Annotated in this window: 29 protein-coding genes; 18 read left to right on the top strand and 11 right to left on the bottom strand. The window is 61.5% G+C overall.

What is annotated here, in order from left to right; translation table 11 throughout:
• Positions 1–31: 31 nt before the first annotated feature.
• The 8 genes from JL39_RS26495 (at position 32) to JL39_RS26465 (ending at position 6,688) form a co-directional block, all read left to right on the top strand.
• Positions 32–1,042 carry a ligase-associated DNA damage response exonuclease gene (locus JL39_RS26495; RefSeq protein WP_037157841.1) on the top strand — a complete coding sequence of 337 codons (1,011 nt, stop codon included), beginning with the start codon at positions 32–34 and terminating at the stop codon, positions 1,040–1,042.
• Between the two features lie 229 nt (positions 1,043–1,271).
• Positions 1,272–2,909 (top strand): cisplatin damage response ATP-dependent DNA ligase, encoded by a 1,638-nt coding sequence (locus JL39_RS26490; RefSeq protein WP_037157839.1) that lies wholly within the window; start codon positions 1,272–1,274, stop codon positions 2,907–2,909.
• Positions 2,906–3,160, top strand: a complete 255-nt coding sequence (locus JL39_RS26485; RefSeq protein ID WP_200884011.1) for a hypothetical protein — start codon at positions 2,906–2,908, stop codon at positions 3,158–3,160. Before JL39_RS26490 ends, JL39_RS26485 begins: the two co-directional genes overlap by 4 nt.
• Positions 3,161–3,178: 18 nt before the next feature.
• Positions 3,179–4,132, top strand: coding sequence for an alpha/beta fold hydrolase (locus tag JL39_RS26480; RefSeq protein WP_052183133.1), 954 nt, complete (start codon positions 3,179–3,181; stop codon positions 4,130–4,132).
• A gap of 107 nt (positions 4,133–4,239) precedes the next feature.
• A complete protein-coding gene (locus tag JL39_RS26475; RefSeq protein WP_037157834.1) occupies positions 4,240–5,064 on the top strand; it encodes a L,D-transpeptidase in 825 nt (274 codons plus the stop codon).
• 224 nt (positions 5,065–5,288) lie between these two features.
• On the top strand, positions 5,289–6,011 hold the full coding sequence (locus JL39_RS26470) for a L,D-transpeptidase (protein ID WP_037157833.1): 723 nt from the start codon (positions 5,289–5,291) through the stop codon (positions 6,009–6,011).
• A gap of 56 nt (positions 6,012–6,067) precedes the next feature.
• Positions 6,068–6,220, top strand: a complete 153-nt coding sequence (locus tag JL39_RS32040) for a hypothetical protein (protein WP_161784809.1) — start codon at positions 6,068–6,070, stop codon at positions 6,218–6,220.
• A gap of 60 nt (positions 6,221–6,280) precedes the next feature.
• Positions 6,281–6,688 (top strand): DUF6766 family protein, encoded by a 408-nt coding sequence (locus JL39_RS26465; protein ID WP_037157830.1) that lies wholly within the window; start codon positions 6,281–6,283, stop codon positions 6,686–6,688.
• A 15-nt stretch (positions 6,689–6,703) separates the two neighbouring features.
• On the opposite strand, the gene JL39_RS26460 is transcribed toward JL39_RS26465, so the two are convergent.
• Complete coding sequence (locus JL39_RS26460) at positions 6,704–7,483, bottom strand: class I SAM-dependent methyltransferase (RefSeq protein WP_037157827.1); 780 nt, start codon at positions 7,481–7,483, stop codon at positions 6,704–6,706.
• Between the two features lie 77 nt (positions 7,484–7,560).
• The gene (locus JL39_RS26455) at positions 7,561–8,022 is read right to left on the bottom strand and encodes a MarR family transcriptional regulator (protein ID WP_037157824.1); all 462 of its coding nucleotides are present in this window, start codon (positions 8,020–8,022) and stop codon (positions 7,561–7,563) included.
• A 140-nt stretch (positions 8,023–8,162) separates the two neighbouring features.
• Between JL39_RS26455 and JL39_RS26450 the strand changes: the two genes are divergently transcribed.
• Positions 8,163–8,585 carry an organic hydroperoxide resistance protein gene (locus tag JL39_RS26450; protein WP_037157822.1) on the top strand — a complete coding sequence of 141 codons (423 nt, stop codon included), beginning with the start codon at positions 8,163–8,165 and terminating at the stop codon, positions 8,583–8,585.
• 124 nt (positions 8,586–8,709) lie between these two features.
• On the opposite strand, the gene JL39_RS26445 is transcribed toward JL39_RS26450, so the two are convergent.
• From JL39_RS26445 to JL39_RS26435, 3 genes are all read right to left on the bottom strand, one after another.
• Complete coding sequence (locus tag JL39_RS26445) at positions 8,710–10,257, bottom strand: GMC oxidoreductase (protein WP_037157818.1); 1,548 nt, start codon at positions 10,255–10,257, stop codon at positions 8,710–8,712.
• Positions 10,254–11,060 carry an aldo/keto reductase gene (locus tag JL39_RS30665; RefSeq protein ID WP_161784808.1) on the bottom strand — a complete coding sequence of 269 codons (807 nt, stop codon included), beginning with the start codon at positions 11,058–11,060 and terminating at the stop codon, positions 10,254–10,256. Before JL39_RS30665 ends, JL39_RS26445 begins: the two co-directional genes overlap by 4 nt.
• A 127-nt stretch (positions 11,061–11,187) precedes the next feature.
• Positions 11,188–11,673, bottom strand: coding sequence for a MarR family winged helix-turn-helix transcriptional regulator (locus tag JL39_RS26435; protein ID WP_052183131.1), 486 nt, complete (start codon positions 11,671–11,673; stop codon positions 11,188–11,190).
• Between the two features lie 50 nt (positions 11,674–11,723).
• On the opposite strand from JL39_RS26435, the gene JL39_RS26430 reads away from it, so the two are divergent.
• The 4 genes from JL39_RS26430 (at position 11,724) to JL39_RS26415 (ending at position 14,234) form a co-directional block, all read left to right on the top strand.
• Positions 11,724–12,485, top strand: coding sequence for a thioredoxin family protein (locus JL39_RS26430; protein ID WP_037157815.1), 762 nt, complete (start codon positions 11,724–11,726; stop codon positions 12,483–12,485).
• 44 nt (positions 12,486–12,529) lie between these two features.
• On the top strand, positions 12,530–13,000 hold the full coding sequence (locus JL39_RS26425) for a DUF1579 domain-containing protein (RefSeq protein WP_037159736.1): 471 nt from the start codon (positions 12,530–12,532) through the stop codon (positions 12,998–13,000).
• A gap of 40 nt (positions 13,001–13,040) precedes the next feature.
• Positions 13,041–13,850, top strand: coding sequence for a VOC family protein (locus tag JL39_RS26420; RefSeq protein WP_037157811.1), 810 nt, complete (start codon positions 13,041–13,043; stop codon positions 13,848–13,850).
• 81 nt (positions 13,851–13,931) lie between these two features.
• Positions 13,932–14,234, top strand: coding sequence for an alkylphosphonate utilization protein (locus JL39_RS26415; RefSeq protein ID WP_037157808.1), 303 nt, complete (start codon positions 13,932–13,934; stop codon positions 14,232–14,234).
• A gap of 107 nt (positions 14,235–14,341) precedes the next feature.
• Here the strand turns inward: JL39_RS26415 and JL39_RS26410 are convergent, their stop codons facing one another.
• Positions 14,342–15,886 carry a helicase HerA-like C-terminal domain-containing protein gene (locus JL39_RS26410; RefSeq protein WP_037157805.1) on the bottom strand — a complete coding sequence of 515 codons (1,545 nt, stop codon included), beginning with the start codon at positions 15,884–15,886 and terminating at the stop codon, positions 14,342–14,344.
• Between the two features lie 248 nt (positions 15,887–16,134).
• On the opposite strand from JL39_RS26410, the gene JL39_RS26405 reads away from it, so the two are divergent.
• From JL39_RS26405 to JL39_RS32855, 3 genes are all read left to right on the top strand, one after another.
• The gene (locus JL39_RS26405; protein WP_037157802.1) at positions 16,135–16,524 is read left to right on the top strand and encodes a hypothetical protein; all 390 of its coding nucleotides are present in this window, start codon (positions 16,135–16,137) and stop codon (positions 16,522–16,524) included.
• A gap of 226 nt (positions 16,525–16,750) precedes the next feature.
• Entirely contained in the window at positions 16,751–17,797 is a 1,047-nt protein-coding gene (gene corA, locus JL39_RS26400; protein WP_037157799.1) for a magnesium/cobalt transporter CorA, read from the top strand.
• Between the two features lie 150 nt (positions 17,798–17,947).
• A complete protein-coding gene (locus tag JL39_RS32855) occupies positions 17,948–19,339 on the top strand; it encodes an Ig-like domain-containing protein (protein WP_037157796.1) in 1,392 nt (463 codons plus the stop codon).
• A 56-nt stretch (positions 19,340–19,395) separates the two neighbouring features.
• Here the strand turns inward: JL39_RS32855 and JL39_RS26390 are convergent, their stop codons facing one another.
• The 4 genes from JL39_RS26390 to JL39_RS26375 all read right to left on the bottom strand — a co-directional run bounded on the left by JL39_RS26390 (position 19,396) and on the right by JL39_RS26375 (position 24,297).
• Positions 19,396–20,694, bottom strand: coding sequence for a membrane protein (locus JL39_RS26390; RefSeq protein ID WP_037157793.1), 1,299 nt, complete (start codon positions 20,692–20,694; stop codon positions 19,396–19,398).
• A 189-nt stretch (positions 20,695–20,883) separates the two neighbouring features.
• Positions 20,884–21,711, bottom strand: coding sequence for an aldo/keto reductase (locus JL39_RS26385; RefSeq protein ID WP_037157790.1), 828 nt, complete (start codon positions 21,709–21,711; stop codon positions 20,884–20,886).
• Between the two features lie 333 nt (positions 21,712–22,044).
• Positions 22,045–23,082: an aldo/keto reductase gene (locus JL39_RS26380; protein ID WP_037157787.1), complete on the bottom strand. Its 1,038-nt coding sequence runs from the start codon at positions 23,080–23,082 to the stop codon at positions 22,045–22,047.
• A gap of 24 nt (positions 23,083–23,106) precedes the next feature.
• Complete coding sequence (locus JL39_RS26375; RefSeq protein WP_037157784.1) at positions 23,107–24,297, bottom strand: MFS transporter; 1,191 nt, start codon at positions 24,295–24,297, stop codon at positions 23,107–23,109.
• Between the two features lie 208 nt (positions 24,298–24,505).
• Here JL39_RS26375 and JL39_RS26370 point away from each other — a divergent pair, with 208 nt between their 5' ends.
• Complete coding sequence (locus JL39_RS26370; RefSeq protein ID WP_037157781.1) at positions 24,506–25,399, top strand: LysR family transcriptional regulator; 894 nt, start codon at positions 24,506–24,508, stop codon at positions 25,397–25,399.
• An 85-nt stretch (positions 25,400–25,484) separates the two neighbouring features.
• Positions 25,485–25,820 (top strand): hypothetical protein, encoded by a 336-nt coding sequence (locus JL39_RS26365; RefSeq protein ID WP_037157778.1) that lies wholly within the window; start codon positions 25,485–25,487, stop codon positions 25,818–25,820.
• Between the two features lie 12 nt (positions 25,821–25,832).
• On the opposite strand, the gene JL39_RS26360 is transcribed toward JL39_RS26365, so the two are convergent.
• Positions 25,833–26,492, bottom strand: a complete 660-nt coding sequence (locus JL39_RS26360) for a glutathione S-transferase family protein (RefSeq protein ID WP_037157775.1) — start codon at positions 26,490–26,492, stop codon at positions 25,833–25,835.
• Positions 26,493–26,587: the final 95 nt, after the last annotated feature.

Genomic DNA, 26,587 nt, shown 5'->3' with positions numbered 1-26,587 from the left:
AAGTGCGCTTTTTGCGCCTATCTTGAGGGGCATGAAACCCGAGGCATTGCTTCATCCCACCCCGGCCGGGCTCTTCTGCCCCATCGGCCGCTTCCATGTCGATCCGGTGCGCCCCGTCGAGCGGGCTTTGATCACCCACGGCCATTCCGATCATGCCCGCGCCGGCCATGCGAAAGTGCTTGCCACGCGCCAGACGCTCGACATCATGCGGCTGCGCTACGGCGACGGTTTCGCCGGGTCGGAACAGGCGGCGACCTTCGGTGAGGAGATCGATATCGACGGCGTTCGCGTGAGTTTTCATCCGGCGGGTCACGTGCTCGGTTCGGCCCAGATCGTCATCGAGAAGGGCGGGCTGCGCATCGTCGTCTCGGGCGACTACAAGCGTGGTGTCGATCCGACCTGCGCGCCCTTCGCGCCGGTCGCCTGCGACGTCTTCATCACCGAGGCGACCTTCGGCCTGCCGGTCTTTCACCACCCGGACCCGAGGGACGAGATTGCCAAGCTGCTCACCTCGCTGAAACAATTTCCGGAACGCAGCCACCTCGTCGGGGCCTATGCGCTCGGCAAGGCGCAGCGTGTCATCAGGCTCATCCGCGATTGCGGCTACTCCGAACCGATTTTCATCCACGGCGCGCTGGCGAAGCTCTGCGACTATTATGTCGGGCAGGGGATCGACCTCGGCGACATCCGCCCCGCAACAATGGAGAAGAGCGATCCTGCCGCTTTCAAGGGAGCCGTCGTCGTAGGCCCGCCATCGGCCTTCCAGGATCGCTGGGCACGGCGCTTCAACGAGCCGCTGACCGCCTTCGCATCGGGCTGGATGATGATCCGCCAGCGGGCGAAACAAGGCGGTGTCGAACTGCCGCTGGTCATCTCCGACCATTGCGATTGGCCCGAGCTTCTGGCGACTATCGAAGAGATCAGCCCCTCCGAGGTCTGGGTGACCCATGGCCGCGAGGAGGCGCTGGTGCGCTGGTGCGAGCTGAAGAACATCCCCGCCCGCCCGCTGCATCTCGTCGGTTACGAGGACGAGGGGGATTGATGGTGATCGTCTTTTCCCGTCGAACCGTCAGCACCCCCCTCTGCCCTGCCGGGCATCTCCCCCTCAAGGGGGGAGATCGGCTGGGCGCACTGGTCTCTCCAAACAACTGGCGACACAACCCAACGAAAGCTCACCGAAGGGGGAAGGTTCAACAGCTTGTGATCTCCCCCCTTGAGGGGGAGATGCCCGGCAGGGCAGAGGGGGGTGCTGTCTCCGATGAGGTGGCGAGATGAAAGCTTTCGCCACTCTCCTCGACCGGCTCGTGCTGACGCCGTCCCGCAATGGCAAGCTCAAGCTTCTCGCCGACTATTTTCGCGATACGCCCGATCCGGACCGTGGGTACGGCCTCGCGGCGCTTGCCGGCGCCTTGGATCTCAAAAGCGTCAAGCCCGCCATGCTGCGTGATCTGGTGCTGGAGCGGATGGACCCGATCCTCTTCCAGTATTCCTACGACTATGTGGGGGACCTTGCCGAAACCATTTCGCTCGTCTGGGACGGCGGTCGCAAGGACACGATCGACGATGAACACCAGCCGCGCCTCGGCGAGGTCGTCACGCGGATGAATTCGCTCGGTCGCACCGAGGTGCGCTCTGCCGTCCGCGATCTGCTCGACCGGCTCGATACGTCGAGCCGCTTCGCCTTCCTCAAGCTCGTGACGGGCGCGCTCCGGATCGGCGTCTCGGCCAGGCTTGCCAAGCAGGCCCTCTCGGATATGAGCGGCAAGGATGTGACCGAGATCGAAACGCTCTGGCACGGGCTTACGCCACCTTACGAACCGCTCTTCGCCTGGCTGGAGGGCCGGGCGGACAAACCGGTTCTTGCGACTCCCGCGATCTTCCATTCCGTCATGCTGGCCAATCCGGTCGAGGAGGGCGATCTCGAGAAGCTCGATCCCGCCGATTACGCCGCCGAATGGAAATGGGACGGCATCCGCATCCAGATGTCGAGCTATGGCGGCACCAGGAAGCTTTATTCGCGCTCCGGCGATGATATCACCGGCGCCTTTCCGGACGTGGTCGAAGCGATCAATTTCGAGGGCGTCATCGACGGTGAGTTGCTGATCGGCGGCACGGCGCGCTCCAACAATCCGACGCGCACCTTTTCCGACCTGCAGCAGCGGCTCAATCGCAAGACGGTGACGGCGAGAATGCTGGACGACTATCCGGCCTTCGTCCGTGCTTATGACCTGCTGTTTGAGGGCGACATGGATATCCGCGCGGAAACCTTCTTCGAACGCCGCGGCCGTCTCGGCGAGGTCATCGCTCAGGCGCCGCATGACCGTTTCGATCTCTCGGAACTCGTGCCTTTCTCGACCTGGAACGAACTCGACCGGCTGCGCATTTCGCCGCCTGATCCGGTGATCGAAGGCGTCATGATCAAGAAGAAGGACAGTCCCTATCAGGCCGGCCGTCTCAAGGGACCCTGGTTCAAGTGGAAGCGCGATCCCTACAATATCGATGCGGTGATGCTCTATGCGCAGCGCGGCCATGGCAAGCGGTCGAGCTATTATTCCGACTTCACCTTCGGCGTCTGGGCCGAGACGGCGGACGGCGAGGCGCTTGTGCCGGTGGGCAAGGCCTATTTCGGCTTCACCGACGCCGAACTCGAAATCCTGGATAAGTTCGTGCGCGACAACACGGTCGATCGTTTCGGGCCTGTGAGGGCGGTGCGGGCCGATCCGGATTTCGGTTTCGTGCTGGAAGTCGCCTTCGAAGGCATCAACCGCTCGACCCGCCACAAGTCCGGCGTTGCGATGCGCTTTCCGCGCATTGCGCGGCTCAGGCAGGACAAGCTGCCGCGCGACGCCGACCGGCTTTCGACACTGACGGCCATGGTGGACGCGAAAGCGTCAACAGGAGAGCAATGATGAATCAATATCTCTTGACGATTCCGGACTATCTGATGGAGCAGGCCCGTACTGCTGCCGAAGAGGAAAATGTCTCCATCAACCAATTGCTCGTTTCATTCATCGCCGAAGGTATTGGGCAGCGTAAAGCCTGGAAGGCCCTTCAGAGGAGAGCCGCTCGCGGCAATCCTGAAAAGGCCCTGAGCGTTCTCGAATCCTTGAATGGACAACCGCCGGAGCCCGGTGATGAAATGCCGGATATCCCGCAATAGTCGGCAGGTGTAAAAGGCATGGCAGACGACCGCATTTCTTCCATTTCAGACAACTCGGAGAATGGCGGTCTGACCCGCCGCGCGCTTCTCGCCGGCACTGCCGGCCTTTCCGCTGCGGTGATGCTGCCTGCCTCCGCGCGTGCGGCCTTTCCGGTACCCGCGATTCCGCCGCTCGAAAGGGAGGATTATGCCGATGCCCGCCGGCGTTTTCGGACCAATCTGATCAGCAAGGGTCCTTCGCCGGAAAAGGCTCCGCCGCTCGATACGCCGGCCGGATCGAAGCGTGTCCTCTACCACGGCGGTCCGCAGGGCTCGATCGAACTGATCGCCTGGATATCCCCTTACGAGCCGTCGTCGAAGCTCAAGCCGGCGGTGCTTTTCCTGCATGGCGGCAATGCCACCGGCGATGGTCATTGGCAGCTGATGAAGCCTTATGCGGATGCCGGTTTCGTCGTCATGCTGCCGTCGTTCAGGGGCGAGAACGGCCAGGCGGGCAACTACTCAGGCTTCTACGACGAGACAACCGATGTGCTCGCCGCGGCCACCTATCTGGAGTCCTTGCCGGGGATCGACAGGAACCGCTTTTTTCTCGCCGGCCATTCGAATGGCGGCACGCTGGCACTTCTCGCCGCGATGAGCCGGAAATTTCGTGCAGCGGTGCCGATTTCCGCCGGCGTCGATGCCTGGCGCTACTTCCGTCGCTACAGCGGCGAGATCCGTTTTGATGAAAGCGATCCGAAAGAGTTCATCATGCGCTCCTCGGTCTGTTTCGCCCCGAGCCTCAAATGCCCGACCTTGCTGTTGCGGGGCAGCGAGGAGCGGCCGTTCGACAAGGACCACCAGCTCCTGATGGACAGGGCACGTTCAGCCGGCCTATCCATTGAGGCAAAGACCCTGCCGGGCACACATAATGGCGTCGTGCCGGGCGCGGTCGCCGAAAGCATCCGCTTCTTCAACCGCGTCGCGGCGTAAGGTTGACCGTCCGCGGGCCTCCGTCACGTTTGCACGAGCTGCACCAGCTTCGCGCCAGCCGCGTTTGCCAATCTCTCTTCCGATATCATCTGCCGGAAGCGGGTTTCATGCCGATTTCTCTTCGACCTTTCCGCCGAATCCTTGGCCTGTCCTCCGTTCTTGCGGCAGGTGTCCCATTGGCTGCCTGCCAGGTGCCATTCGTCACCGATACGAGCCGGATGAACCCGGACGTTTTCGTCCAGGAGACGGCGCCGGTCTTCTATGTCCCCCCCTATGCCGATCCTCCGACCAACCAGCCGCCTCCGACCCCGGGCGCGATCCCGCAAAGACGCCAGCTCTACCCGTCGGATTTCCACCAGACCTACGGCTTGCCGGTGTCCAATCCCGTGCATCGAACCCTGTATGGCGTGGTCCGCGACGAGGGGCATACGCTTCCGGCCGTCCCCTATTCGCGAATCGATGCTCGGTACCTGCGCCAGGAGGTCGATTACCGCACCAGCGAGGCCCCGGGCACGATCGTCGTCGATACGCGGCAGCGTTTCCTCTACTTCGTCCAGCCGGGCGGCAAGGCGATCCGTTACGGCGTGGGCCTCGGCAAGGCAGGCTTTTCCTGGCATGGCCGTGGCATCATCCAGCATAAGGCGAAGTGGCCGCGCTGGACGCCGCCTGACGATATGGTGGCCCGCCAGCCGGAACTGCGCAAGTTTGCCGCTTCCGAAGGCGGTTACAATCCGGGCCTCAACAATCCGCTCGGCGCCCGGGCGCTCTATATCTACAAGGATGGCAGGGACACGCTCTATCGCGTCCACGGTACGCCGGATTGGCAATCGGTCGGCAAGGCGACGTCATCCGGTTGCGTGCGCATGTTCAATCAGGATGTCATCGATCTCTTCGACCGGGTTCCGTCCGGCACGCCGATCGTCGTCATCTGAACCGCAGGAAGGCATGTGGAATTGTCCAAGGGGGCGGTTTCGGCTGCTCCCTTCACGTTTCATCCCATCGGTTTGAGACATCGTGTCCATATTGTGAACAGTTGCTTAATTACCGCAGACCTATGCTCGAACGCCACGGCAGGGATTCGGAACCTTTCAGCCGCCCTTCCGTTGAAGTATGCTTTTTTTGAGTTCAGGCGTTTCGATCGAGCGGTCCTCCACACATGATCCATAAAACTCTCTATTCCCGCCGGGGCTTCCTGTCCCTCCTGGGCGTCGGCACGGCCTCGACCTTGGCCGGCTGTGCTTCGACGGCGCCTGGGCCGGGCGACACGATGATCACCTATCGGGAGGGAGGCAGCGTCCGCCGGCCGGCTATCCTGCCCGGCAGCAGCCCGGAACTGGATCAGATGTACGGCACGGTGGTCGATGGCGGTTTCGTCATCCCGGCCATTCCTTATCAGCAGATCAATCCCCGCTATTATCGCCAGCGCGTCCTTGATCCGACCGGCGAGCGTCCCGGCACGGTGGTCGTGGACACGCCGTCCCGTTTCCTCTATCTCGTCGAGCCCGGCGGCTCGGCGATGCGCTATGGTGTCGGCATCGGGCGCGAAGGCTTCGCCTGGTCCGGCGAAGGCGTCATCCAATGGCGTCAGAAATGGCCGAAATGGACCCCGCCGAACGACATGATCGCCCGCCAGCCGGAGCTTGCGAAATATTCGGCGGACAATGGCGGCATGCCGCCGGGGCTTACGAATCCCCTCGGCGCCCGCGCGCTCTATATTTTTCAGAACGGCCAGGACACGCTCTATCGCCTGCACGGCTCGCCGGAATGGAACTCGATCGGCAAGGCCGTTTCTTCCGGCTGCGTTCGCCTGATGAACCAGGACATTATCGATCTCTACGAACGCGTGCCCCAGAAGGCGCGTGTGGTGGTCTGGCAGTAAGCAGACCTGAGATCAGCCTGAACGGAACCCATCTGGTGACGGAGGAGGTGCCGCCCATGCTCGAAATCGATGCTGCGCTCGTCAAACGCCTGGTCTCCGCGCAATTTCCGCACCGGGATCGCCGATCTGCGAGAAAAGGATACGCCTGTGCGGATACCCGCCGCCGCTGGAGCGAACGGATCGTGGCGGCTCATCTCGTGATGGCCTGACCTTTGCGGGAACCTCCTCCGGAACTCCCTCGTTGAAGCGGAAGCGATTCGGAGGAGCCCATGCAGCAGAACTCACTATGGCGGGCTTACAGCTACGCCTGGATCACGATGGCGTTTTTCATTTTCAGTCTGATCGGGCACTGGCTGTTCGGCTGGTTCGCCTTCGTTCAGGAACAGGTGGAACACGGGCAGGCGGTCGAGTTTTCGGGTTACCTGATGGAAATGCTGCGGGATACCTTTGAGAACTGGCAGTCCGAATTCCTGCAACTCCTGTGGCAGGTCGGCGGCTTGGCATTCTTCCTGTTCCTGGGCTCGCCGCAATCCAAGGAGGGCTCCGACCGGCTGGAGGCGAAGATCGACGTCATCCTGCGTAAAGTGGACCCGGTGGACGGTGACGGCGTCATCCGGGAACTGGATGAGCGCTATTCCGGCCGCCATACGGATGAGCCCGAAGCGCACAAGACATAATCCGGCGTGATGATCTTAGCCGGTCTTGATGATGCCCCAGACAACTCTCGTATGGACAGCAAAGGTGAGCGTCCCATCGCTGGCATAGGGGATGAGGATTTCCCTGAGTTCCGCATCGAATACGGCATTGCGCGAACCCAGTTTTGAGGGAGCGAACGTATCCCGCGAATGCTGGCAGCGAATGAAATCGGCTACGCTCTGCTGAAAGGGCGCCGAGAGGAGGAACGCGTCGCCTTCAAGGTCGAGGTAGGCTTGGTAGCGCGCCCATTCGTCAGCCTGCCGGTCGGGATCGAATGGCCGGCCGGTGAGCGCCGGCACCCATTTCGTGAGAAACGCGCGCCAATCGGTTTCCCAAGGTGGCTCAAAGGGCGTATCGCCGGAGACCACGGCAAACCTATGGCCAGGATTGGCATGGGCCGCAAGCCGCGGGAAGAGTCTCGCATGATCCACCCAGTGGACGCTGGCGGCCGCGACCGTCAGGTCGAATCGCTCATCGCCGATCGGAAAATCCTCCGCAAACCCTTCGATCCAGTGCAGGTTCGGCGCATCGCCGCCGGCAAGCGATTGGCCGAGTGTGAGCATCTGCCGCGACGGATCGACTGCTGTGACCTTTTCGAAATACCTGACGAGAGGTCGGGAAATCTTGCCTGGACCGCAACCGATATCGAGAAGGGTAGACCGTTCGGGGGCGATATCGAGAAGTTTTTCGAAGACGGCATCGGGATATGGCGGCCGGTATGGGTAGTTTTCGACGACATCGGCTTCCTCGAAGGAAGCTCCGGCACGTTTGCTCATGAAAGCCCGCTTTTGTTGCTGCAGTCGAAGATCGATAGCTACCCCGGAGCCTTATCAAACGGATGACAGTTCCGTCTTCATCCGCACGCACTCAATAACCTCTCCTTGAGCGCCACCAGTCCGTCGCGGAGTGCCGCGGCTTCATCGAGGCCGCAGCCGAGGGCCTTGCCGATCGCTTCCGTTACGTTGGCGGCCTCGTTCTTGAGCTCGGCGCCTTTTCCCGTGAGCGAAATCCTGACCTGGCGCTCGTCGTCGCGGTCCCGTTTGCGGGCGACGAACCCGGCCTGCTCCAGCCGCCTGAGAAGCGGGGAGAGCGTGCCGGAATCAAGCCCCAGCCGGTCGCCGATCGCTTTCACGGGCTGGCCGTCTTCTTCCCAGAGCGCGATCATCACCAGATATTGCGGATAGGTGAGCCCAAGGGGCTCGAGAAGCGGCTTATAGGTCCGGTTGAAGGCATGCGCAGCACCATAGATCGCAAAGCAGAGCTGCGCATCGAGCTTGATTTCGAAATTCTGCGAATCGCGTGCGGTTTTCTGCATGGCCGGTCCTGTCTTCACACATCTGTGCTCTATCTTTTCCCGAGTTCGCATTTTCGCAGGCTTGACGTCCAATTGCAATGCGCGTAATTAGATTGTGCACAATTGAATTGCGAGCAATATATACCGAAGGGAGTTTGAAGATGCCCATTCTCTACACGACCAAGGCTTCCGCCACCGGCGGCCGTGCCGGCCATGCCCGTTCCGCAGACGGTGTTCTCGATGTAAACCTCACTGTTCCGAAGGAACTTGGCGGAGACGGTGCTACCGGCACCAATCCGGAGCAGCTTTTTGCGGCCGGCTATTCCGCCTGCTTCCTGGGCGCGCTGAAATTCGTCGCCGGCAAGGAAAAGGTGAAGATCCCCGACGATGCGAAGGTGACGGCAACCGTCGGCATCGGTCCGCGCGAAGATGGCGGCGGCTTCGGCATCGAAGTCTCGCTCTCGGTCGATATTCCTGGCGTCGAGCGCTCGATCGCTGAAGACCTCGTTGCCAAGGCGCATATTGTCTGCCCCTACAGCCACGCCATGCGCACGTCGACCGAGGTTCCGGTCTCGGTCGCCTGATCGGCTTGATATCAGCGAAGTTTCCGAGATTTGCGGCTCCGATGTTCAGCGATCCGAAACCGGCACAACCCGGAAACAGACTGCCCGTAGCGATGCTGCGGGCAGTCTGCTGTTCGGGCGAATGTCAACCTTCGGCGTTAGCAGTCACTTCTTTGCGACCGATCTGCGAGACGCAGCGTGCGGCAAGCAGCAGCAACATCATTGTCGGGTTCGCGCCGCCACCGGTCGGGAGTACGGATGTGGAAAGGAGTTGCACATTCGGCACCGCGAAAACCTTAAGATTGGCGTCAACCACGCCTTCTTTTTCAGTAGCGGCCATGCGGGTCGAGCCGGTCGGGTGATAGATTCCTCCTCCGCGCGCCAGGGCTGCTTCTGCCTGCCCGGCGCCCATCCGCCTGAAACGGGTGATCGCCGACAAAGAAAGCTTGCCCCACATGGCCTCGAAAGCGTCTACCGAACGGGTCAGGTTCTGCTTGTCTCTTTCGGTAACTTCCCAGGAAATGACCGCAAGCGGATTGCCGAATGCATCCCGCCGATCCGATGAAAGCGAGATGCGATTTTCGATGCTGGGTTCCTGCTCGATGACCATATGCACAGGGAGCTTGGCGCCGTCCGGAAAAAGCAGGCGTTTGCGGTAATAGCGCGACCAGACCGCCCGGACCAACCATGGTGCGGTCCTAACCAGTCCCATGATGTCACTTGCGGCAGGCAGGCGCCTCTTTTGCAATGAACGGAAGACGCCGCGCAATACGTCGAAGCCGCCCTTTCCATCAGTCTCGAAGGCGATATGCGCAAAGCTTGGTCGTATTTTTGCTCTCAGGTCGCTATCGCCTCCCAGTTCAAAGCGCAGGTTGCGCATCGTTCCGTTCTTCTCGAAACGGAAGCCGACATGCTGATTGAGTTCCGAGAAAGCGGAGGCGACGATCTCGCCGACGGGCGTGGACAGATGATCGCAGAAATTCCGGCCAAGTTCGGGAGAGCGAACGGAAATGATGCCCTTGTGCTGCGCATCCATGAGCAGGGCGAGCCTCGTCGTTTCGATCGCGCCCGCGGATATGATGGAGCGATCGGCTGAAACCGACAGCTCGTCGCCGGACAGGGTCTTTGCCGTAATCTTTCTGAGCATGGAGCCATCGAGAGAGAAATCGGTGACGGTCGCATTGAGCCACACTTCGAGGTTTGGCAAGATTTCCAGCCGATCCCTCGTAAGGTTGTAAATGTTCCGCTTCTTGAAGGGTGGCCATTTCGCCAGACGGGCCGTGTGGGTTGTCGACGACAAGTCCGCCAATTCGTAATCGCCCTGGGCCAGACCGAAGACATTTTCCACCAAAGGGATGAACGGACGAAGATCTTCCATGGTCACAGGCCATTTGGCCATCTCAAGATCTTCGTTCTGAAAGGGGATAAGGGCTCCGCCCCATCTGGTGGACGTGCCGCCAATGCATCGGAACCTGCCGTGGGCGGCTCCATCATAAATGGATTTCAGATGTACGACTTCGTTGAGCGGATGTTCTTCCGCATTCTGGTGGAAACCGCCGGACTCCAGGCAGATCACATTATGCCCGGCTTCAGCCAGCCATACACTGACAAGCAGTCCTGTCGTTCCCCCGCCGATAACCAGGATATCCGCCTTGGCTTCCAGCTGACCGGCGCCACTCAAATCCTTGATCATGCAACGGACTCGGCGATGCGGGCATATTGCGGCAAGCGTTCCGGGCGGAGCGTGCTGACGATCACGGCTCCCGACCGGTTCCGCCGCAATGCATCCATGAGGATATTTTCCACACTTGCATGGTTGCCGCTGCTGCGGGCACCGCTCACATAGCCGTAGGTCACCTGCATGGGCAGGCCGTATCGCGACAACGCATCGGCTTCGCGGTTTTCCAGGCTATCCAGAACCTGTACATATTGGCAAAGGGCTGCGCAGTGCTCGGCAATCGGTGCTACCCTGTCTGCCGTGCTTGCAAGGCCGAAGTTTTTGACCTTCCCGGCTTTCACGCAATCCTCGAGCCATCGGAGCCATTCGTCGGTACGGACTGTGCCAGGGTCCGGCTCGTGAAGCGTGTAGACGTCGATGCGGTCCCTTCCGAGCCGTTTGAGGCTTCGTTCCAGAGCGACTTTGGCTCTTGCCAGGTCGAAGGTCTTGGTGGGGGCGGATATGGGCTTTATAACCCTGCCGGCCGCTTTGCGTAGGAAGATCAGCGCATCTGGCTGTGCTTCTCCGCCCGGCGAATAGATGCCGACCTTTGTCGTGACAGTCAGAGCGGGATGCTCGTACAGCACCTGCTTCAGATCCCGCTCGGCTGCGCCGAAGCCGTAATATGGCGCGGTATCGAAATGGGTGAAGCCGGCGTCAACCGCAGCCTTCAGCAACCGATAACGAGTAGCCGGTCGTCCGGCGTTAAAAAGGGATGCGGTTCCGAGAATAAAACGCGAGCAACGTAAATTGATCCCAGGAATGACTACTTGCTTCAAATTTATATCTCCAAATACACCTCGTCAGCCTGCCTGAGATTTTGTTTAAGTCCAGTGAAATTTCATTGAAAAATAAACGGACCCATGCGCCTTGCGATAGTGTCCGGATGGCTGCCGTATCGCCTTTCTACCTGATCCTGTTCAGCGTCTTTCTCAGCCGGTTCGGCTCGTCGTCGCCGAAGCTCTCGTTAAGCTCGGCGTCGATCTCGGCATGCACGCGCGTCCAGATCGGCAATGCGGCGGAAAGCATGGTCATCCCGTTATTCGTCAGCCGCAGGAGCTTGCCGCGCCGGTCCTTCGGATCGGTTCCGGTTTCGATGAGGCCGCGCCGTTCGAGCACCTTCAAGGCCGCCGTCAAGGTCGTGCGGTCCATCGCGAGCACGCTTGCGACCTGGCTCATGGTTGCCGGCTGCGGCCGGTTCAGCGCCATCATCATCGAAAACTGCCCGTTGGTGAGCCCGATCGGCTTCATTGCATTGTCGAAACGGCGCGCCAGTGCTCGCGCCGCCCGCTGCACGTGAAGGCAAAGGCAGGTATCGCGAACATGCAATGTCGTCGAAAAAGGGATGGCTTCGATGGTGGACGAGGCCGGATGAGTCGGGTTTGACAGCATGGAATTATTATGTTGATATCAACGTACCGTGTCAAGCAAGGGAGGACATGATGGACGTCACCGTTTCGCCGAAGAATCCGCCAGAAAATTCGATCGTATCTCGCGAGGAATGGCTGGAGGCGCGTCGCAAGCTCCTGGCGATGGAGAAAGAGGAGACCCATCTGCGCGACAAGGTGCGCGCTGAACGCCAGGCGCTACCCTGGGTGAAGATGGACAAGGACTACGTCTTTGATACGCCGACGGGCAAGAAGACGCTGGCCGAGCTTTTCGACGGCCGCAGCCAGTTGATCATCTATCATTTCATGCTCGGTCCGGAATGGGATGCCGGCTGTCCCGGCTGTTCTTTCCTGTCGGATCATATCGACGGAACGCTGCCGCACTTGAACAACCACGACGTCACCTTTGTCGCGGTCGCCCGCGCGCCACTCGAAAAGATCGAGGCCTATAAGAAGCGGATGGGCTGGAAGTTCCCCTGGGTCTCGTCCTTCGATTCGGATTTCAATTTCGATTTCCACGTCTCCTTCACGAAGGAGGATCTTGCGAAGGACAAGGTCTTCTACAATTTCTCCGCCATCCCCCCGGAACAGGCGCATGATGAATTGCCGGGCCTTTCGGCTTTCTACAAGAATGAGAAAGGCGAGGTGTTCCACACCTATTCGAGCTATGCCCGCGGCGGCGAGGAGATGATCGGTACGCTGATGATCCTCGATCGCGCGCCGCTCGGCCGCAACGAGAGCTCGACGATGAATTTCGTCAAGCGCCACGACGAGTATGAACAGAAGCCGGAGGCGGGTTCATCCTGTTGCCATTAAGCTGGCTCATCATCGGCCGTCATGAAGGAGGAGCAATAATGGAAATGGAATTGGCCAAGCCGCAGGCCGAACATGGCTTTCTTGAAAGGATGGTTGGCATCTGGGAAGTCAGCTCGCCGGACATGGGTAGCGACGAGAAATGGGTGGAAGTGGTTCGTTCGCTGCACGGCATCTGGTTCGTCGCCGAGGGCAACGGCAACATGCCACAAGGCGGAGGAGCCGCCACCACCATGCTCACTCTCGGCTACGATCCGGCCAGGGGCAAATATGTCGGAAGCTGGATCGGCTCCATGATGGCTTATTTGTGGGTCTATGAGGGCGAGGTTTCCGCGGACGGCACGACGCTCAGCCTCTACACGACCGGTCCTGATTTCGCGGAACCGGGCAAGACCGGCGAATATCGCGAGCAGATCATCTTCAAGGATGACGATCACCGCACCTTCAATTCCAGCGCCAAACAGTCGGATGGCACCTGGAAGCAGTTCATGGAAGCGCAATACACCCGCAAGCGGTGAGCTTGCCCTGCGCCGAACCTATCTCACGGAGGAAACAACCATGTTGCAGACCGCTTCAGGGTCTCGTTCCGAGACCCATGGCAAATTCATCTGGTGTGAATTGATGACGCCCGACACCGATGCCGCCGGCAAGTTCTACTCGTCGGTGGTCGGCTGGAAGGTGAAAGACGCAAGCATGCCGGGCATGTCCTATTTCCTGTTCGAAATGGGTGAGGGCGATAATTGCCCCGGCATCGGCGGCATGATGAATTTCCCGCCGGAGCTCGAAGGTAAGATCCCCCCGAACTGGACCGGCTACGTCGCAATCGACGACGTCGACCGGACGGCGAAGGATTTTGCAGAAAATGGCGGTCGCGTGCAGCGCGAGCCGGAGGATATTCCGGGCGTTGGCCGTTTCGCGGTCGTCGCCGATCCGCATGGCGCCGTCATCTGCATCATGACGCCGTTGCCGATGGAAAGCCCTCCGCAGGAATTGGCGCCGGAAGCGGTCGGCAATGTCGGCTGGCGCGAACTCTATGCCGGCAACGGCCAGGAAGCTTTCGACTTCTATTCGAAGATGTTCGGCTGGACGCTCGATCACGACTTCGACATGGGGCCGATGGGCGTCTACAAGATCTTCTCCCACAACGGCCGTCCGGTCGGCGGCATGATGACCAAGCCGGCCGACATGCCGATGGCCTGCTGGAGCTATTACTTCAATGTCGAGGCGATCGATGCGGCGATCGGGCGCGTCACCGCCGGCGGCGGCAAGATCGTCAACGGCCCGATGGAGGTTCCCGGCGGAAGCTGGATCGTCAATTGCGTCGATCCTCAGGGGGCCCATTTCTCGCTCGTCGCGCCGAAGCGGTAAATGCCGCAGGGCTTGTGCGGCTCTCCCGGCTCCTGTAAGCGGGCAGCCATTCAACCGGTTCTGGCTTCAGGAGAGACGCCCATGGCAGGCGATGACGACGAATACGTCTATGACGAGGTGACGGGCGAATGGCGCCCGGCTTCGGAAATGGCTGCCGCCACCCAGGCGGCCGCCGAGGTCCGCGACGCATCCGGAAACGTCCTGAAGGACGGCGATTCCGTCACCCTCATCAAGGACCTGAAGGTCAAGGGCGCCAATCAGACCCTGAAACAGGGCACGGTCATCCGGTCGATCCGGCTGACCGAAAATCCCGAAGAGATCGACTGCCGCCACGACACGATCAAGGGTCTCGTGCTGCGCACGGAATTCGTCCGCAAACGGTGAGGGCTGGTCGAAGCCCTGGCTGATCTGAGACGCAATCCGCCTCTACCCCTCTGCCCTGCCGGGCAGAGGGGTAAGTTGCTTTGCACCTTGCGTGCGTCTCGGCGCACCTACCGCTTCAAGCTTCCGAGAATGCCGCGCACCAGCGCCCGGCCGACCTGGGTCGCGACCGTGCGCGCGACGCTCTTCATCGCCGCCTCGACGACCGTTTCGCGCTGGTATCCGGAACGGCGCGGCTTCGCGGCGCCCCGATTGTCGTCGTCGGTGCCAAAGCCCGGCAGCGTCCAGCCGGAACCCGCGGATGCCTCCGCGTCGTCCTTCTTCTCTTTCGCGGCGGCTGCATCGGCCGCCTGCTTGGCGCGTGCCGAAAGCATTTCGAATGCGGATTCGCGGTCCAGATCCTCGTCATAGACGCCGAGCACAGGGCTCTTGTCGATGATGGCCTGCCGTTCCTGGTCGGTGATTGCGCCGATGCGGCTGGCCGGCGGGCGGACGAGCGTGCGTTCCACAATCGAAGGTGCACCCTTGCCTTCGAGCGTGGAGACCAGCGCCTCACCGGTGCCGAGATTGGTGATCGCCTCGGCGCAGTCGAAAGCAGGGTTGGGGCGGAAGGTGTCAGCGGCTGTCTTCACCGCCTTCTGTTCGCGCGGCGTATAGGCGCGCAGCGCATGCTGCACGCGGTTGCCGAGCTGGGCGAGCACGCTTTCCGGCACGTCGAGCGGGTTCTGGGTGACGAAATAGACGCCGACCCCCTTGGATCGGATAAGCCGGACGACCTGCTCGACCCGCTCGATCAGCACTTTCGGCGCGTCGTCGAAAAGCAGATGCGCCTCGTCGAAGAAGAAGACGAGCTTCGGCTTGTCGGGGTCGCCCACTTCCGGCAGTTCCTCGAAGAGCTCTGACAACAGCCAGAGCAGGAAGGTCGCATAGAGCCGCGGGTTCATCATCAGCTTGTCGGCGGCGAGTACCGAAATCTGCCCATAACCATTATTGGCCGTGCGCATGATGTCGGAAATCTTCAGCGCCGGCTCGCCGAAGAAATGCTCGGCACCCTGCTGTTCCAGCACCAGCAGCGCGCGCTGGATCGAGGCGACCGAGGTCTTCGAAATGAGCCCGAACTGGCTGGAAAGCGCATTCGCGTTTTCGGCCATGTAGTTGAGCAACGCGGTGAAATCCTTGAGGTCGAGCAGCGGCATCCCGGCCTCGTCGGCGATCTTGAAGGCGATGTTGATGACGCCTTCCTGCGGCTCGGAGGCGTCCATCAGCCTTGAGAGGAGCAGCGGCCCCATCTCGGCGATCGTGGTGCGCACCCGGTGGCCCTTTTCGCCGAAGAGGTCCCAGAAGATCACCGGGAACTGTTCGAATTCGTAGTCGGCAAGGCCGATCGCCTCGGCGCGCTTCAGCAGGAAATCTTTCGGCTCGCCCTTCATCGCGATGCCGGAAAGGTCACCCTTGATGTCGGCGGCGAAGACGGGCACGCCGGCTTTTGAAAAGCCTTCCGCCAGGATTTGCAGTGACACCGTCTTGCCCGTGCCGGTAGCGCCGGTGACGAGGCCGTGGCGGTTGCCGAACTTCAGTTCCAGATATTCAGCCTTGTTGAGTGAATCGTCCGGATTGCGGCTGCCGCCGATAAAGAGCTTTGCCGTATCATCCATGCGGTTGCGTCTCCTGCCATGTCGTGCGGCATTCCGTCCCGTCCGGCTGCGCCGCTTTCATCCGTCCATCGTAATACTCTTGTAATGCCCTTATAAGGATAGAGCCGAACGGCAACAACGTCTCCGGCGTTGATTCTGCCGTGAAAACTGAAAAGCGCCGGGGCTTGTGCCCGGCTCAGGTCCGGCTTGAGTTTGCCGGATGGTTGCTTTACGTTGACGTTAACGTCAAAAAAACAGAGGATAGAGCGATGAACGAACTGGTCTCCCGTGTTGCCGAGAATGTCGGAATTACTCCGGATGTTGCTGAAAAGGCGATCGGCATGATGCTCGGTTTCCTGCAGCGGGAAGCCGATGACGGCGCCGTCGCCCGGATGATCGAGGCGATTCCCGGCGCACCGGAACTGGTGGCCCAGTTCAACGGCGAGGGTGAGGGAAGCGGCGGCCTGCTTGGCGGGCTGATGGCAAGCTTCGGCGGCGGCGTCATGGCGCTCGGCCAGCAGTTGATGAGCCAGGGGCTCGGCATGGGCGAGATCACCGCGCTTGCCAAGGAGACGATCGCGGTTGCCCGCGAACATGCCGGCGACGAGGTGGTCGACACGGTCGTCGCGTCGGTTCCGGGCCTCTCGCAGTTCGTCTGAGGCGGCGACCCGGCCACGACAGGAAAGCCATTGACTTTTGGCCTGTTAAGGCACATTTCAGTGGCGAAGCGGCACCCGTCCGGGTGTCGCTCTTTCAAAGGACAAGAGAGATGAACCCCGACAGTCGAAGTTCGACGTCAACATACCGACCTGTCTCTTCGGGGCTCTGATCCTTCTTTTTAAGGATACGCGCTCCTGAGGGACCGATGGTCCGAAAGGAGCCGCTATGCTGCGTATCCACGCCTATGACCTCGATCGTCTTGTGCCGGTCGCGTCCGATCTGCCGGTTGCAGTGCCGGCGCCGGTTGCGGACGGTGCGCTGGCCGTTTCCGCCCTGCCTGCCGAAGTTCCGCCGACCGTTGTCTGGTACGACCTGATCAATCCCACTCCCGAAGAGGAACGCACGGTCGGCGAGACCCTCGGCATCGCTGTGCCGAGTATCGACGAGATGGAGGATATCGAGCTTTCCGCCCGTCTTTACCAGGAGGACGGCGCGGAGTTCATGACCATGACGGTGCTGACCCGGCCGGATGCCGGCACGCCGCGCAAGGTGCCGGTCACCTTCATCGTCAAGGGTCAGGTTCTCGTCACCGTGCGTCATGCCGAACCGCGCCCGTTCGATGCCTTCCTTGCCCGTGCCCGCAAGCCGAACGGGGCAGGGCTGCATTCTGCGAGCGGCGAGCTCATCATGACGGGGCTGGTCGAAGCGATCATCGACCGCATGGCCGATACGCTGGAACGGCTCGGCACCGAGATCGACCAGATCTCGCAGAGCATCTTCAGCGCCAAGGCGGCGAAGGCCGACAAGAAGACGCGCGACCTGCAGGAACTGATCCGCGAAGTCGGTCAGAAGGGCGAGTTCATCACCGTCGTGCGGGAAAGCCTCGTCAGCGTCAGCCGAGTGGTGGCCTATTACGCAGCACTCGACGGCGTCGACCGCAAGCTCTCGAAGGAACTGCGCCAGCGCCTGAAGCTGCTTCAGCGGGACGCGACCTCGCTCGGTGACCATTCCGCCTTCCTGTCGGGCAAGATCAATTTCCTGCTGGATGCGACGCTGGGGCTGATCAACCTGGAGCAGAACCAGATCATCAAGATCTTCTCTGTGGCGGCGGTGGTATTCCTGCCGCCGACGCTGGTCGCTTCGGTCTACGGCATGAACTTCGCCTACCAGCCGGAGCTGCAGTGGCACTACGGTTATCCGGCGGCGATCGGTCTGATGATCGTCTCCATGATCATGCCCTATGTCTATTTCAAGCGGAAGGGCTGGCTCTGATGAAAGTGGCCGGCAGGTAAGCTGGTAACGGTGGGGGCTGGCGGAGACGTCCAGCCCTCGAGCCGAGGCTTGATCGGCTTGCGCGCCGGCCTATTTCCCCTCCTGGCTGGGATGTCTGCAGACCCTTTTCCCTGATCATGGAGGAATACGATGCCTACCTTGAGCAATGGCAGCGAGCTTGAAATATGGGAAGACAGTGAGAACCAGAGCCCGGACGCGATCCTTTTCAACATAACGGAAACCGATGGAGACGTGCTCGGACCGACAGGCGCGCGCACGGATTATCCTTTTGGGTGGGTCGACCTGGCTTCGGTCGATGTCTTCGACGGCTTCTTTACCGTCGCCACCTTTACCAACGACGGCAGGACCGAGCTTTTCACGACGCTGGAAACATTCGTTTTTGACAACGAAGGCAACTTTATCCGCGCCCTGTCCGCCCAGGCCGCCTATCTTTCGACGGAGATCATTTCCGTCATGGCGGCCGATCCAGACGACATCACCGTGACCTGGCTCGGCGCCAACGAATATTACGGCGGGCAGAACACTCAGTACGGCCAGCACCAGATCATCCTGGAAAACGGCGTGATTGAACCCGATACGTTCGTCAACCATGTGCCGACCGTCAGCGATCTCGACTTCACCCTTTTGCCGGGAGAATCCCTGATCGATGTCCGGTTCAGTGCCTCGGATATCGATTACGACCTTTTGAGCTTCGTTGTGGTTGACGGCCCGGATCACGGCATGCTGGGACAGGAGACGCAATATGACGCCGGCTATTACCCCTTTCCGCAAGGCAGTTACGGGGGCAGCCTACACCATCACCAGGATTATCTGAGCGGCAATATCTTCGACTATACCCCCGTTCCCGGCTTCATCGGAACCGACACGTTTACCGTTTACGCCACCGACGGCCAGGGCAACAGCAATCTGGCGACCATCACCATCACCGTCGAACCGCCGCCGGAAGAGATCACACTCACCGAGGCGAGAGACGTCGTCAGCTACAGTGCCGAGGATCATCCGATGCTTGTCGCTGCATTGGGCGGCAACGACCGGATCACCGGCAGCCGGTTCGGCGATCTGCTCGATGGCGGGATGGGTGATGACCATCTGCGCGGCGGCGTGGGCGATGACGAGATCGTCGGCGGCGCGGGAAGGGACCGCCTCTATGGAGGCGCCGGCGACGATGTTCTGTCCGGCGGAGCCGGCCGCGACACCCTTGCAGGCGGGGACGGCGGCGACACCTTCCTGTTTGACCTCCTCGGTCGGGCGAATTCCGATAAAGTAACGGACTTCTCCTCCACGAACGATGTCATCCAGCTCGATAGCTGGGCTTTCGCTGGTCTTGCGCCCGGCGCGCTGGATACGAACGCTTTTGCGCAGGGCAGGGCGGCCGTGGAGGAAGATGACCGGATCATCTACGATGACTGCTCCGGCCGTCTGATGTTCGATGCGGACGGTTCCGGCGACGCGGCAGCGGTGATCTTTGCGACCGTGGACCACGGCACACCGCTTGTCGCCGACGACTTCTATATCGTCTAGCACGGCTCACGAGCGGTCTTCGGCATGCCGGCAACCGCTCGTGAATTGGCCCATTCCTACTTGCCCGCCACCTGCGGTTCGAAGTCCATGACGAACCGGCACGGTTCGTTGTTGTAGCGGCTGCTGGCCGCCTTGCAGCCGTCTGCGATCGACGTGCGGGTGGGCTTCTTGCCTTTCTCGATCCATTCCACCATGGCGGCGAAGATCGCCGCATATTGCGGCGTCGAGAGCTTGCTGTGCTGGTTTTCGTCGGTGAAGGTCTGGACCAGCAGATCGGCATTGCCGGCCTTCGCGACTGTCTCGCGATATTGCGCTTCCAGCCCCACGAAGGCTGTCGGGTCGTCCATGGCGTGCATGGAAATCGTCGGCGCGACGATCATGCCGGTGAGGTCGGCATCGTAGGCGAGCAGCCGCCGCGCTTTGGCATCGGCGCTGAACCGCTCGACGCCCTTGTTGAGAGCCGCATCGTCATCCGAGCCGGAATAGACCGTCTTCGAATTGTCGAAGGGATTCTGCCCGTCGAGCCGTCGCCAGACGATGTCCTGGAAGAGATTGGTAGACCAGGCGAGATGCCCGACGAGACTGCGTTCCGGCACCTTCGTGACGGCGAGGATGTTGGCGAGGTTTTTCGCCTGCTCCGGCGAGCGCTTGTCTTTGGCGAGCGAGACGCCGGTGCATTCGTCGACGCGCTTTTCGAGTTCCGCACGAGCCATTTTTCCGTCTTTTGGGAGGCCTTGCCAGACGGGGTACTGAGCCTCTTCGGGGCGCGGATGGTTCCTGCAGTAATATTGGTAGACGGCGCGAAGATCAGCACGGAAGCCATAGGAGCCGGTGCCGCCGCCAAGCACGCCGCTGGTCAGCACCACGCCGTCGTAATTCGTCTTGCTGTTTGCATCGAGCGCATAGAGTTCGGCGGTCTTGGCGGCGACATTGCCGCCCCAGGACTGGCCGTGCAACAGGGTCAGCCGTGGCTCGCCGAGCAGTTTTTCGGCAACCTTGCGGACGTTGTCGGTGTCCTCAGCCGCCGTGCGCACGCCATAGCCCGGCCGGCGATAGTTGGAGCCCGCCCAGGCATAACCCTCCTCAACGGTTACGGCGAAGCGCTCGAGATCCTCGACGGCATCATCCGGCTTGGGCTTGGCGGTGCGCGGCCCGCCATGCGAATGCACGACGAGAATGCCGTTCCAGTTCTGAGGCCTGGCAATCCAGTAGAAGGCGCCGTTCTCATCGGCGCCCGCGAAGCACTCCGTTCCTTTCGGAAGCGAAGCCGGGCACTCCTTCTTTTCCTGCGCGGACACAGGCGAAGATATGACGGCGGCGAGGGCCACCGAAGCCATTAGCATCCTGAAATACATGGAAAGTTTCCTCCTACTCCACGGTTGGAACTTATGCGGCGGGCGGAGAGGGAGGCAATCTCTGTATTGAGCAACATTTGAGGTCGAGAGCGATTCCGCACCTGCGAATGTTTCGTATTCTTCCCAACAGAGTGTACGGATGGGTGGTTTTTCACCCATCCGTTTTTTGATGATCGTCAAATCGGGAGGTCAATCATCCCACTTCGGCGCGAGATGTCCCGGATTGACGATGCGGCCGTTTGGCTTCGCAAGGCCATGGATCGCCTCCATCTCGTCGAGCGACAGCGCAAAATCGAAGACGTCGAAGTTTTCCGGGAGCCGGGAAACGGTCGCGGTCTTGGAAAGCGCCACGACGTCCTTCTGCTGGATCGCCCAGCGCAGCACGACTTGCGCCGCCGTCTTGCCGTGTCTGGCGCCGATCTCCTTCAGAAGCGGGTCGCTCGGCACCTTGCCGTCGGCCATCAGGTAATAGGCGGTTACCGACATGCCGTGCTTGCGGGCTTCGGCCAGGACCTTGGTCTGGTCGAGATAGGGATGGTATTCCACCTGGTTGGTGGCGAGCGGCGCGTCGGAAAGCTTGACGGCCTCCGCCATCAGGGCGGTCGAGAAATTGGAAACGCCGATATTCTTCACCTTGCCGGCCTTCACGAGCGCGTTCAATGCGCCGATCCGGTCGGCAAGCGGCATCTCGCTCTGCGGCCAGTGGAGCAGCAGGAGGTCGACATGGTCGGTCTTCAGCTTCTTCAGGCTCTCGTCGACCGAAGCGATGAAAGCATCGTGGCCCACCCGGTCGACCCAGACCTTGGTGGTGAGGAAGATATCGGCGCGCGGAATGCCGGAATTGGCGAGCACCTCGCCGACGGCCGCTTCATTGCCGTAGATCTGCGCGGTATCGACATGCCGGAAGCCGAGCTTCAGTGCTTCGGGCAGCACGCGAGCCACGTCCGAATCGGGCATGCGGAATGTGCCGAAACCGAGGGCAGGGATATTGGCGCCGTTGGCGCTGACTGTGAACATGGACAGAACTCCTGTGGAACGCCCGGCGCGCGGCCGGGCAAATGAGGCCCTTACTAGATGGACCGATTTTGAGACGGATCAACCTCCGTCTTTTCGGAGGGCCGTTGCATATGGGATTGCCCCTCATCCGGCTACCGCCACCTTCTCCCCGCGAGCGGGGAGAAGGAATATGCCGCGCCGGCTCCGCTTCGTCTTCAACGTCGTAGGGGGCACGTCCCCCTCTACCCGTCAGAACGGGGGTCCGAAGGACGGGTTGAGACGAGTGGCTCAACCCTGGTATGGGTTAGGGTGAGGGGCAATCCCATATATGAGCCCCTATCTTTCTGGGCAAAATTACCCGGCCATCGGCGGGTCGAGGCGGGCAAAGCCCTCCTGCCGGCGATAGGGGAAATGTGGATAGGGAGCGGTGACGGCACTTGCGGCATCGAGCTTTTCGACCTGCTCCTTCGTCAGCGACCAGCCGACCGCACCGAGGTTCTGGCGAAGCTGTTCCTCGGTGCGGGCGCCGATGATCACGGAGGAGACGGTCGGCCGTCCGACGAGCCAGTTGATCGCTACCTGCGGCACGGTCTTTTCCGTTTCCACGGCGACCTCTTCCAGCGCATCGACCACGCGGTAGAGCAGTTCGTCATCGACCGGCGGGCCGAAGCTTGCGGTTTCGTGCAGCCGGCTTCCGTCCGGGATCGGCTTGCTCCGGCTGATCTTGCCGGTCAGCCGCCCCCAGCCGAGCGGGCTCCAGACCAGCGCGCCGAGCCCCTGGTCGGCGCCGAGCGGCATCAGGTCCCATTCGTAGTCGCGGCCGACCAGCGAATAATAGACCTGGTTCGCCACATAGCGGGTCCAGCCGTGTTTTTCTGCGGCTGCGAGCGATTTCATGATCTGCCAGCCGGAGAAGTTGGAAACGCCGATGTAACGCAGCTTGCCGTCAGCGACGAGCCGGTCGAGGGTCGAAACCACTTCCTCTACAGGCGTCGAGGCATCGAAGGCATGGAGCTGGAAAATGTCGATATGGTCGGTGCCGAGCCGCTTCAGCGCGGCCTCGACGGAACGGATCAACCGAAGCCGCGAGGAGCCCCAGTCGTTCGGTCCGCCGCCGGTCGGCAGGCTGGCCTTGGTGGAGATCAGCACGGCGTCGCGCCGGCCCCTGATGGCCTCGCCAAGCACTTCCTCTGAAGCGCCGGTCGAATAGACGTCCGCCGTGTCGAACAGGTTGACGCCGGCTTCGAGGCAGATGTCGACGAGGCGGCGGGCTTCCTCGACATCCGTGGTTCCCCAGTGGCTGAAGAGCGGGCCGGAGCCGCCGAACGTGCCGGCTCCGAAACTGAGGACCGGCACCTTGAGGCCGGATGCGCCGAGATTGCGGTATTCCATGGTCGTGGTCCTTGTTTGAGGAGGCTATTCAGCCGGGCAGGCGAGGGCAGCGGCTTCCGCATTGCGCCGGTCGAGCCGGATCGCGAAAATCGCGACGGCGAGCGCCGCGAGCGGCACGAGGCCGGCGACGAATGTGACCGCGCCGAGACCGGGGCCGTGGTCGATCACGGCGCCGCCGAGCCAGGCGCCGATCGCGTTGCCGAGGTTGAAGGCGGCGATGTTGAAGGAGGAGGCAAGGCCCTGTCCGGCGCCTTCCGCCTTCTGCAGCACCCACATCTGCAGCGGTGCGACGGTGGCAAACGCCGCCGCGCCGAACAGGCCGATGGCGATGACGGCAAGAACCGGCTGGTGGATCGCGGCGGTCATGGCGAGAAGCACGGCCGAAAGCACCAGCAGGCTGCCGATGACGGTCGGCAGGAGATGGCGGTCGGCGAGCCAGCCGCCCAGAAGATTACCCACCACCAGCCCGCCGCCGAAGACGAGCAGGATGGGCGAGACGGCGGCTTCGGAAAAGCCGGTGATCTCGGTCAGGATCGGGGCGACATAGGTGAAGCCCGCGAAGACGCCGACCCATGAGAGCACGGTGGTCAGCAGGCCGAGCAGCACCGCGCGGCGGCCGAGCACGGCGGCGACGCCCTGCGAAGCCTCCTCTTGATCGCCGGTTGCTGCCTTGTCTTTCGGCACGAGGGCCGCGATGACGGCAAGCGCGACGATGCCGATCAGCGTGACGGCGAAGAAGGTGGAGCGCCAGCCATAGGCCTGGCCGAGCCAGGTGCCGAAGGGCACGCCGAGAATATTGGCGACCGTCAGGCCGGTGAACATGACGGCGATGGCAGACGCCTTCTTGTTGGGTGCGACGAGGCTGGTGGCGACCACCGAGCCGACACCGAAGAAGGAGGCATGCGCAAAGGCGGTGAGAACACGGGCGGCCATCAGCGTCCAGTAGTCGGGCGCAAGCGCACAGGCGAGGTTGCCGATGGTGAAGACCACCATCAGGCTCATCAGCAGCGTCTTCTTCGACCATTTGCCGGCGATCGCGCCGAGCAGCGGTGCGCCGATGACGACGCCGAGCGCATAACCGGAGATGAGCAGGCCGGCCGCCGAGATCGACACGCCGAGATCGGCGCTGACCTCCAGAAGCAGGCCCATGATGACGAATTCCGTGACGCCGATCCCGAAGGCGCCGGCTGTCAGGGCATAAAGAGCAAGTGGCATGGTGCGGTCCCCTTGGTTGGGAAATGATCCTTGGGAGGAAGGATGAATTGATGCGGCGCAATATCGGCGCGGGGCACTTGCCTGTGTAGCCGCATAAGCGGATAATCATTTGTGAAATGAAGTCACAGATAATAATGTAGGTCGTGCCAGAGGGGGGGCGGGCACGGCACCACGGTTAAGATCGTCGAGCGGAAAGCGAAGGACAAACATGGACAACCGTGCCGGTGAAATGGAAGTCTTCGTGCTCGCGGCTGAGCTCAAGAGCTTTTCCGCGGCGGGGCGGAAGCTGAAGCTCTCGCCGTCGGCGGTGAGCAAGCTCGTCACGCGGCTGGAAAACCGGCTCGGCACGCGCCTCGTCGTCCGCTCCACCCGGCTCCTGCAGCTCACTCCCGAGGGCGAGACCTATCTCGCCCGCGCCCAGCGCATCCTGGCCGAAATCGCCGATACGGAGGAAGTCGTGTCCGGGGGAGGGCGCATGCTGCCGCGCGGACCTCTGTCGATCAACGCCTCGGTCGGTTTCGGCGAGCGCTACATCCTGCCGCTGGCGGGCGAATTCCAGCGGCTTTTCCCGGATGTGCAGCTCGATATCACGCTCACGGACGACATCGTCGATCTCATCCGCGAGCGGGTCGACATCGCCATCCGCCATGGACAACTCAGGGATTCATCCCTGATGGCGCGAAAGCTCGGTGAAAGCCGGCAGGTGGTCATGGCCTCGCCGGAATACCTGGAAAGACATGGGCTTCCGAAGACACCGGACGAGCTCATCCATCACAATTGCATCAATTTCAACTTCAGAAGAGCGGTCGAAGGCTGGCCGTTTCGTGACCCGCAAACGGGACGGCGCGACATCCTTCCCGTCTCGGGAAATCTGAAGGCGAGCAGCGGCTCGATCATCCGCCAGTTCTGCCTGGACGGGCTCGGCATCGGCCGCGTCGGGCGCTTCCATGTGGAGCCGGATATCGCGGCAGGCCGTCTCGTTCCGGTCCTGGAGGATTTCAATCCAGAGGATATCGAACAGATCCACGCCGTCTACGCCGGCCATGAGCATCTGGCGGTGCGCATCCGCGCCTATATCGATTTCCTGGCCGCACGACTTTGACGACCAGGTGTGTCGTCATTGCCGCATTCGTGCCACGGTTTGGCCGATTTTCTTCGGGAATCCAATGGGACAGGAGATTCTCGCCATGTCCGAACAATTGAACGAAGTTCTGGCCCGTATCCGGGCGGAAGTAAGCGCCGATTCGTCGGAACGTCCGCATCTCAGCGTGCCCATGGAGGACCTGCGGCTGCTGATCCAGAGCTTTGAAATTCTCCATTCCGAACGGGAGCAGTTGCGTCGGAAGATGGATCAGCACGCCGACGTCATGGAGGCGGTTACCGTCTTCATCGAGGCCTATCGCGACAAGTACAAGAACTACGGCAGCGGCGGCGTGCGCCCGAGCGCGGTCCTGCGCCGTGAAGTCTGGAGAATCTGGGCGGCGATGAACGGCCACGTGGTTGTGGCCGACAGCGATTTCTGATCCCGGTTTCCCTCAATCCCGGTCGGGCGCGCCGAGCGGGAAGAACGGGCGGAAGGGCCGCGCCTCGTCCACGGCGCGGGCAAACGAGGGACGGGCGAGCAGCCGGCTGCGATAGGCCCGCACATTGGCGAAGCGCTCGCCGATCTCGTGCGTCCAGTCGGCGTAGAAGAGCGACGGCGCCGCGGCGCAATCGGCAAGGCTGAACGTATCGCCCGCTGCCCATTCGCGGTTTGCCATACGCTGGTCGAGCCAGCCATAGGCGGCATCCAGCATGTTACGCGCCTCTTCCACGCCGTAAGGATCGCGTTTGTCTTCGGGGCGGAGCGCATTGAAGACGACCTTCTGCTGCGGCGTGGAAATGTAGTTGTCGAAGAAGCGGTCTAGCATGCGCACTTCGATCGCCTGATCCGGATCGTCGGGAATGAGTTTCATCGGCCCTGGATAATGCACCTGCAGATATTCGATGATGATCGTCGCCTCGAAGACCGGCTTGCCCTTGTCCACCAGCATCGGGAAACGCTTGACCGGCCATAGCTTGCACAGTTCCTCATAGGCCGACGGGTCTTCCGGCCCCAGCATGCGGGTGTCGAAGTCGGTGCCGTTCTCATAGAGTGCGGTAAGCACCTTCTTGCAATAGGACGAAAAGGGGTGCGAATAGAGGATCGGACGCATGACGGCCTCCCAGACCGATTGCAAAACGAAATCGGTTAACGGATATCGCAACTGCTCTGGCTTTGCAGCCGGTTTATGCGGGTCGTGCCAGTCCC

Origin of the sequence: Rhizobium sp. YS-1r (assembly GCF_000757525.1) — a bacterium.
Lineage (GTDB): Bacteria > Pseudomonadota > Alphaproteobacteria > Rhizobiales > Rhizobiaceae > Neorhizobium > Neorhizobium petrolearium.
The sequence above is the reverse complement of the archived record's forward strand: the minus strand, read 5'-3'. Positions and strand labels throughout refer to the sequence as shown.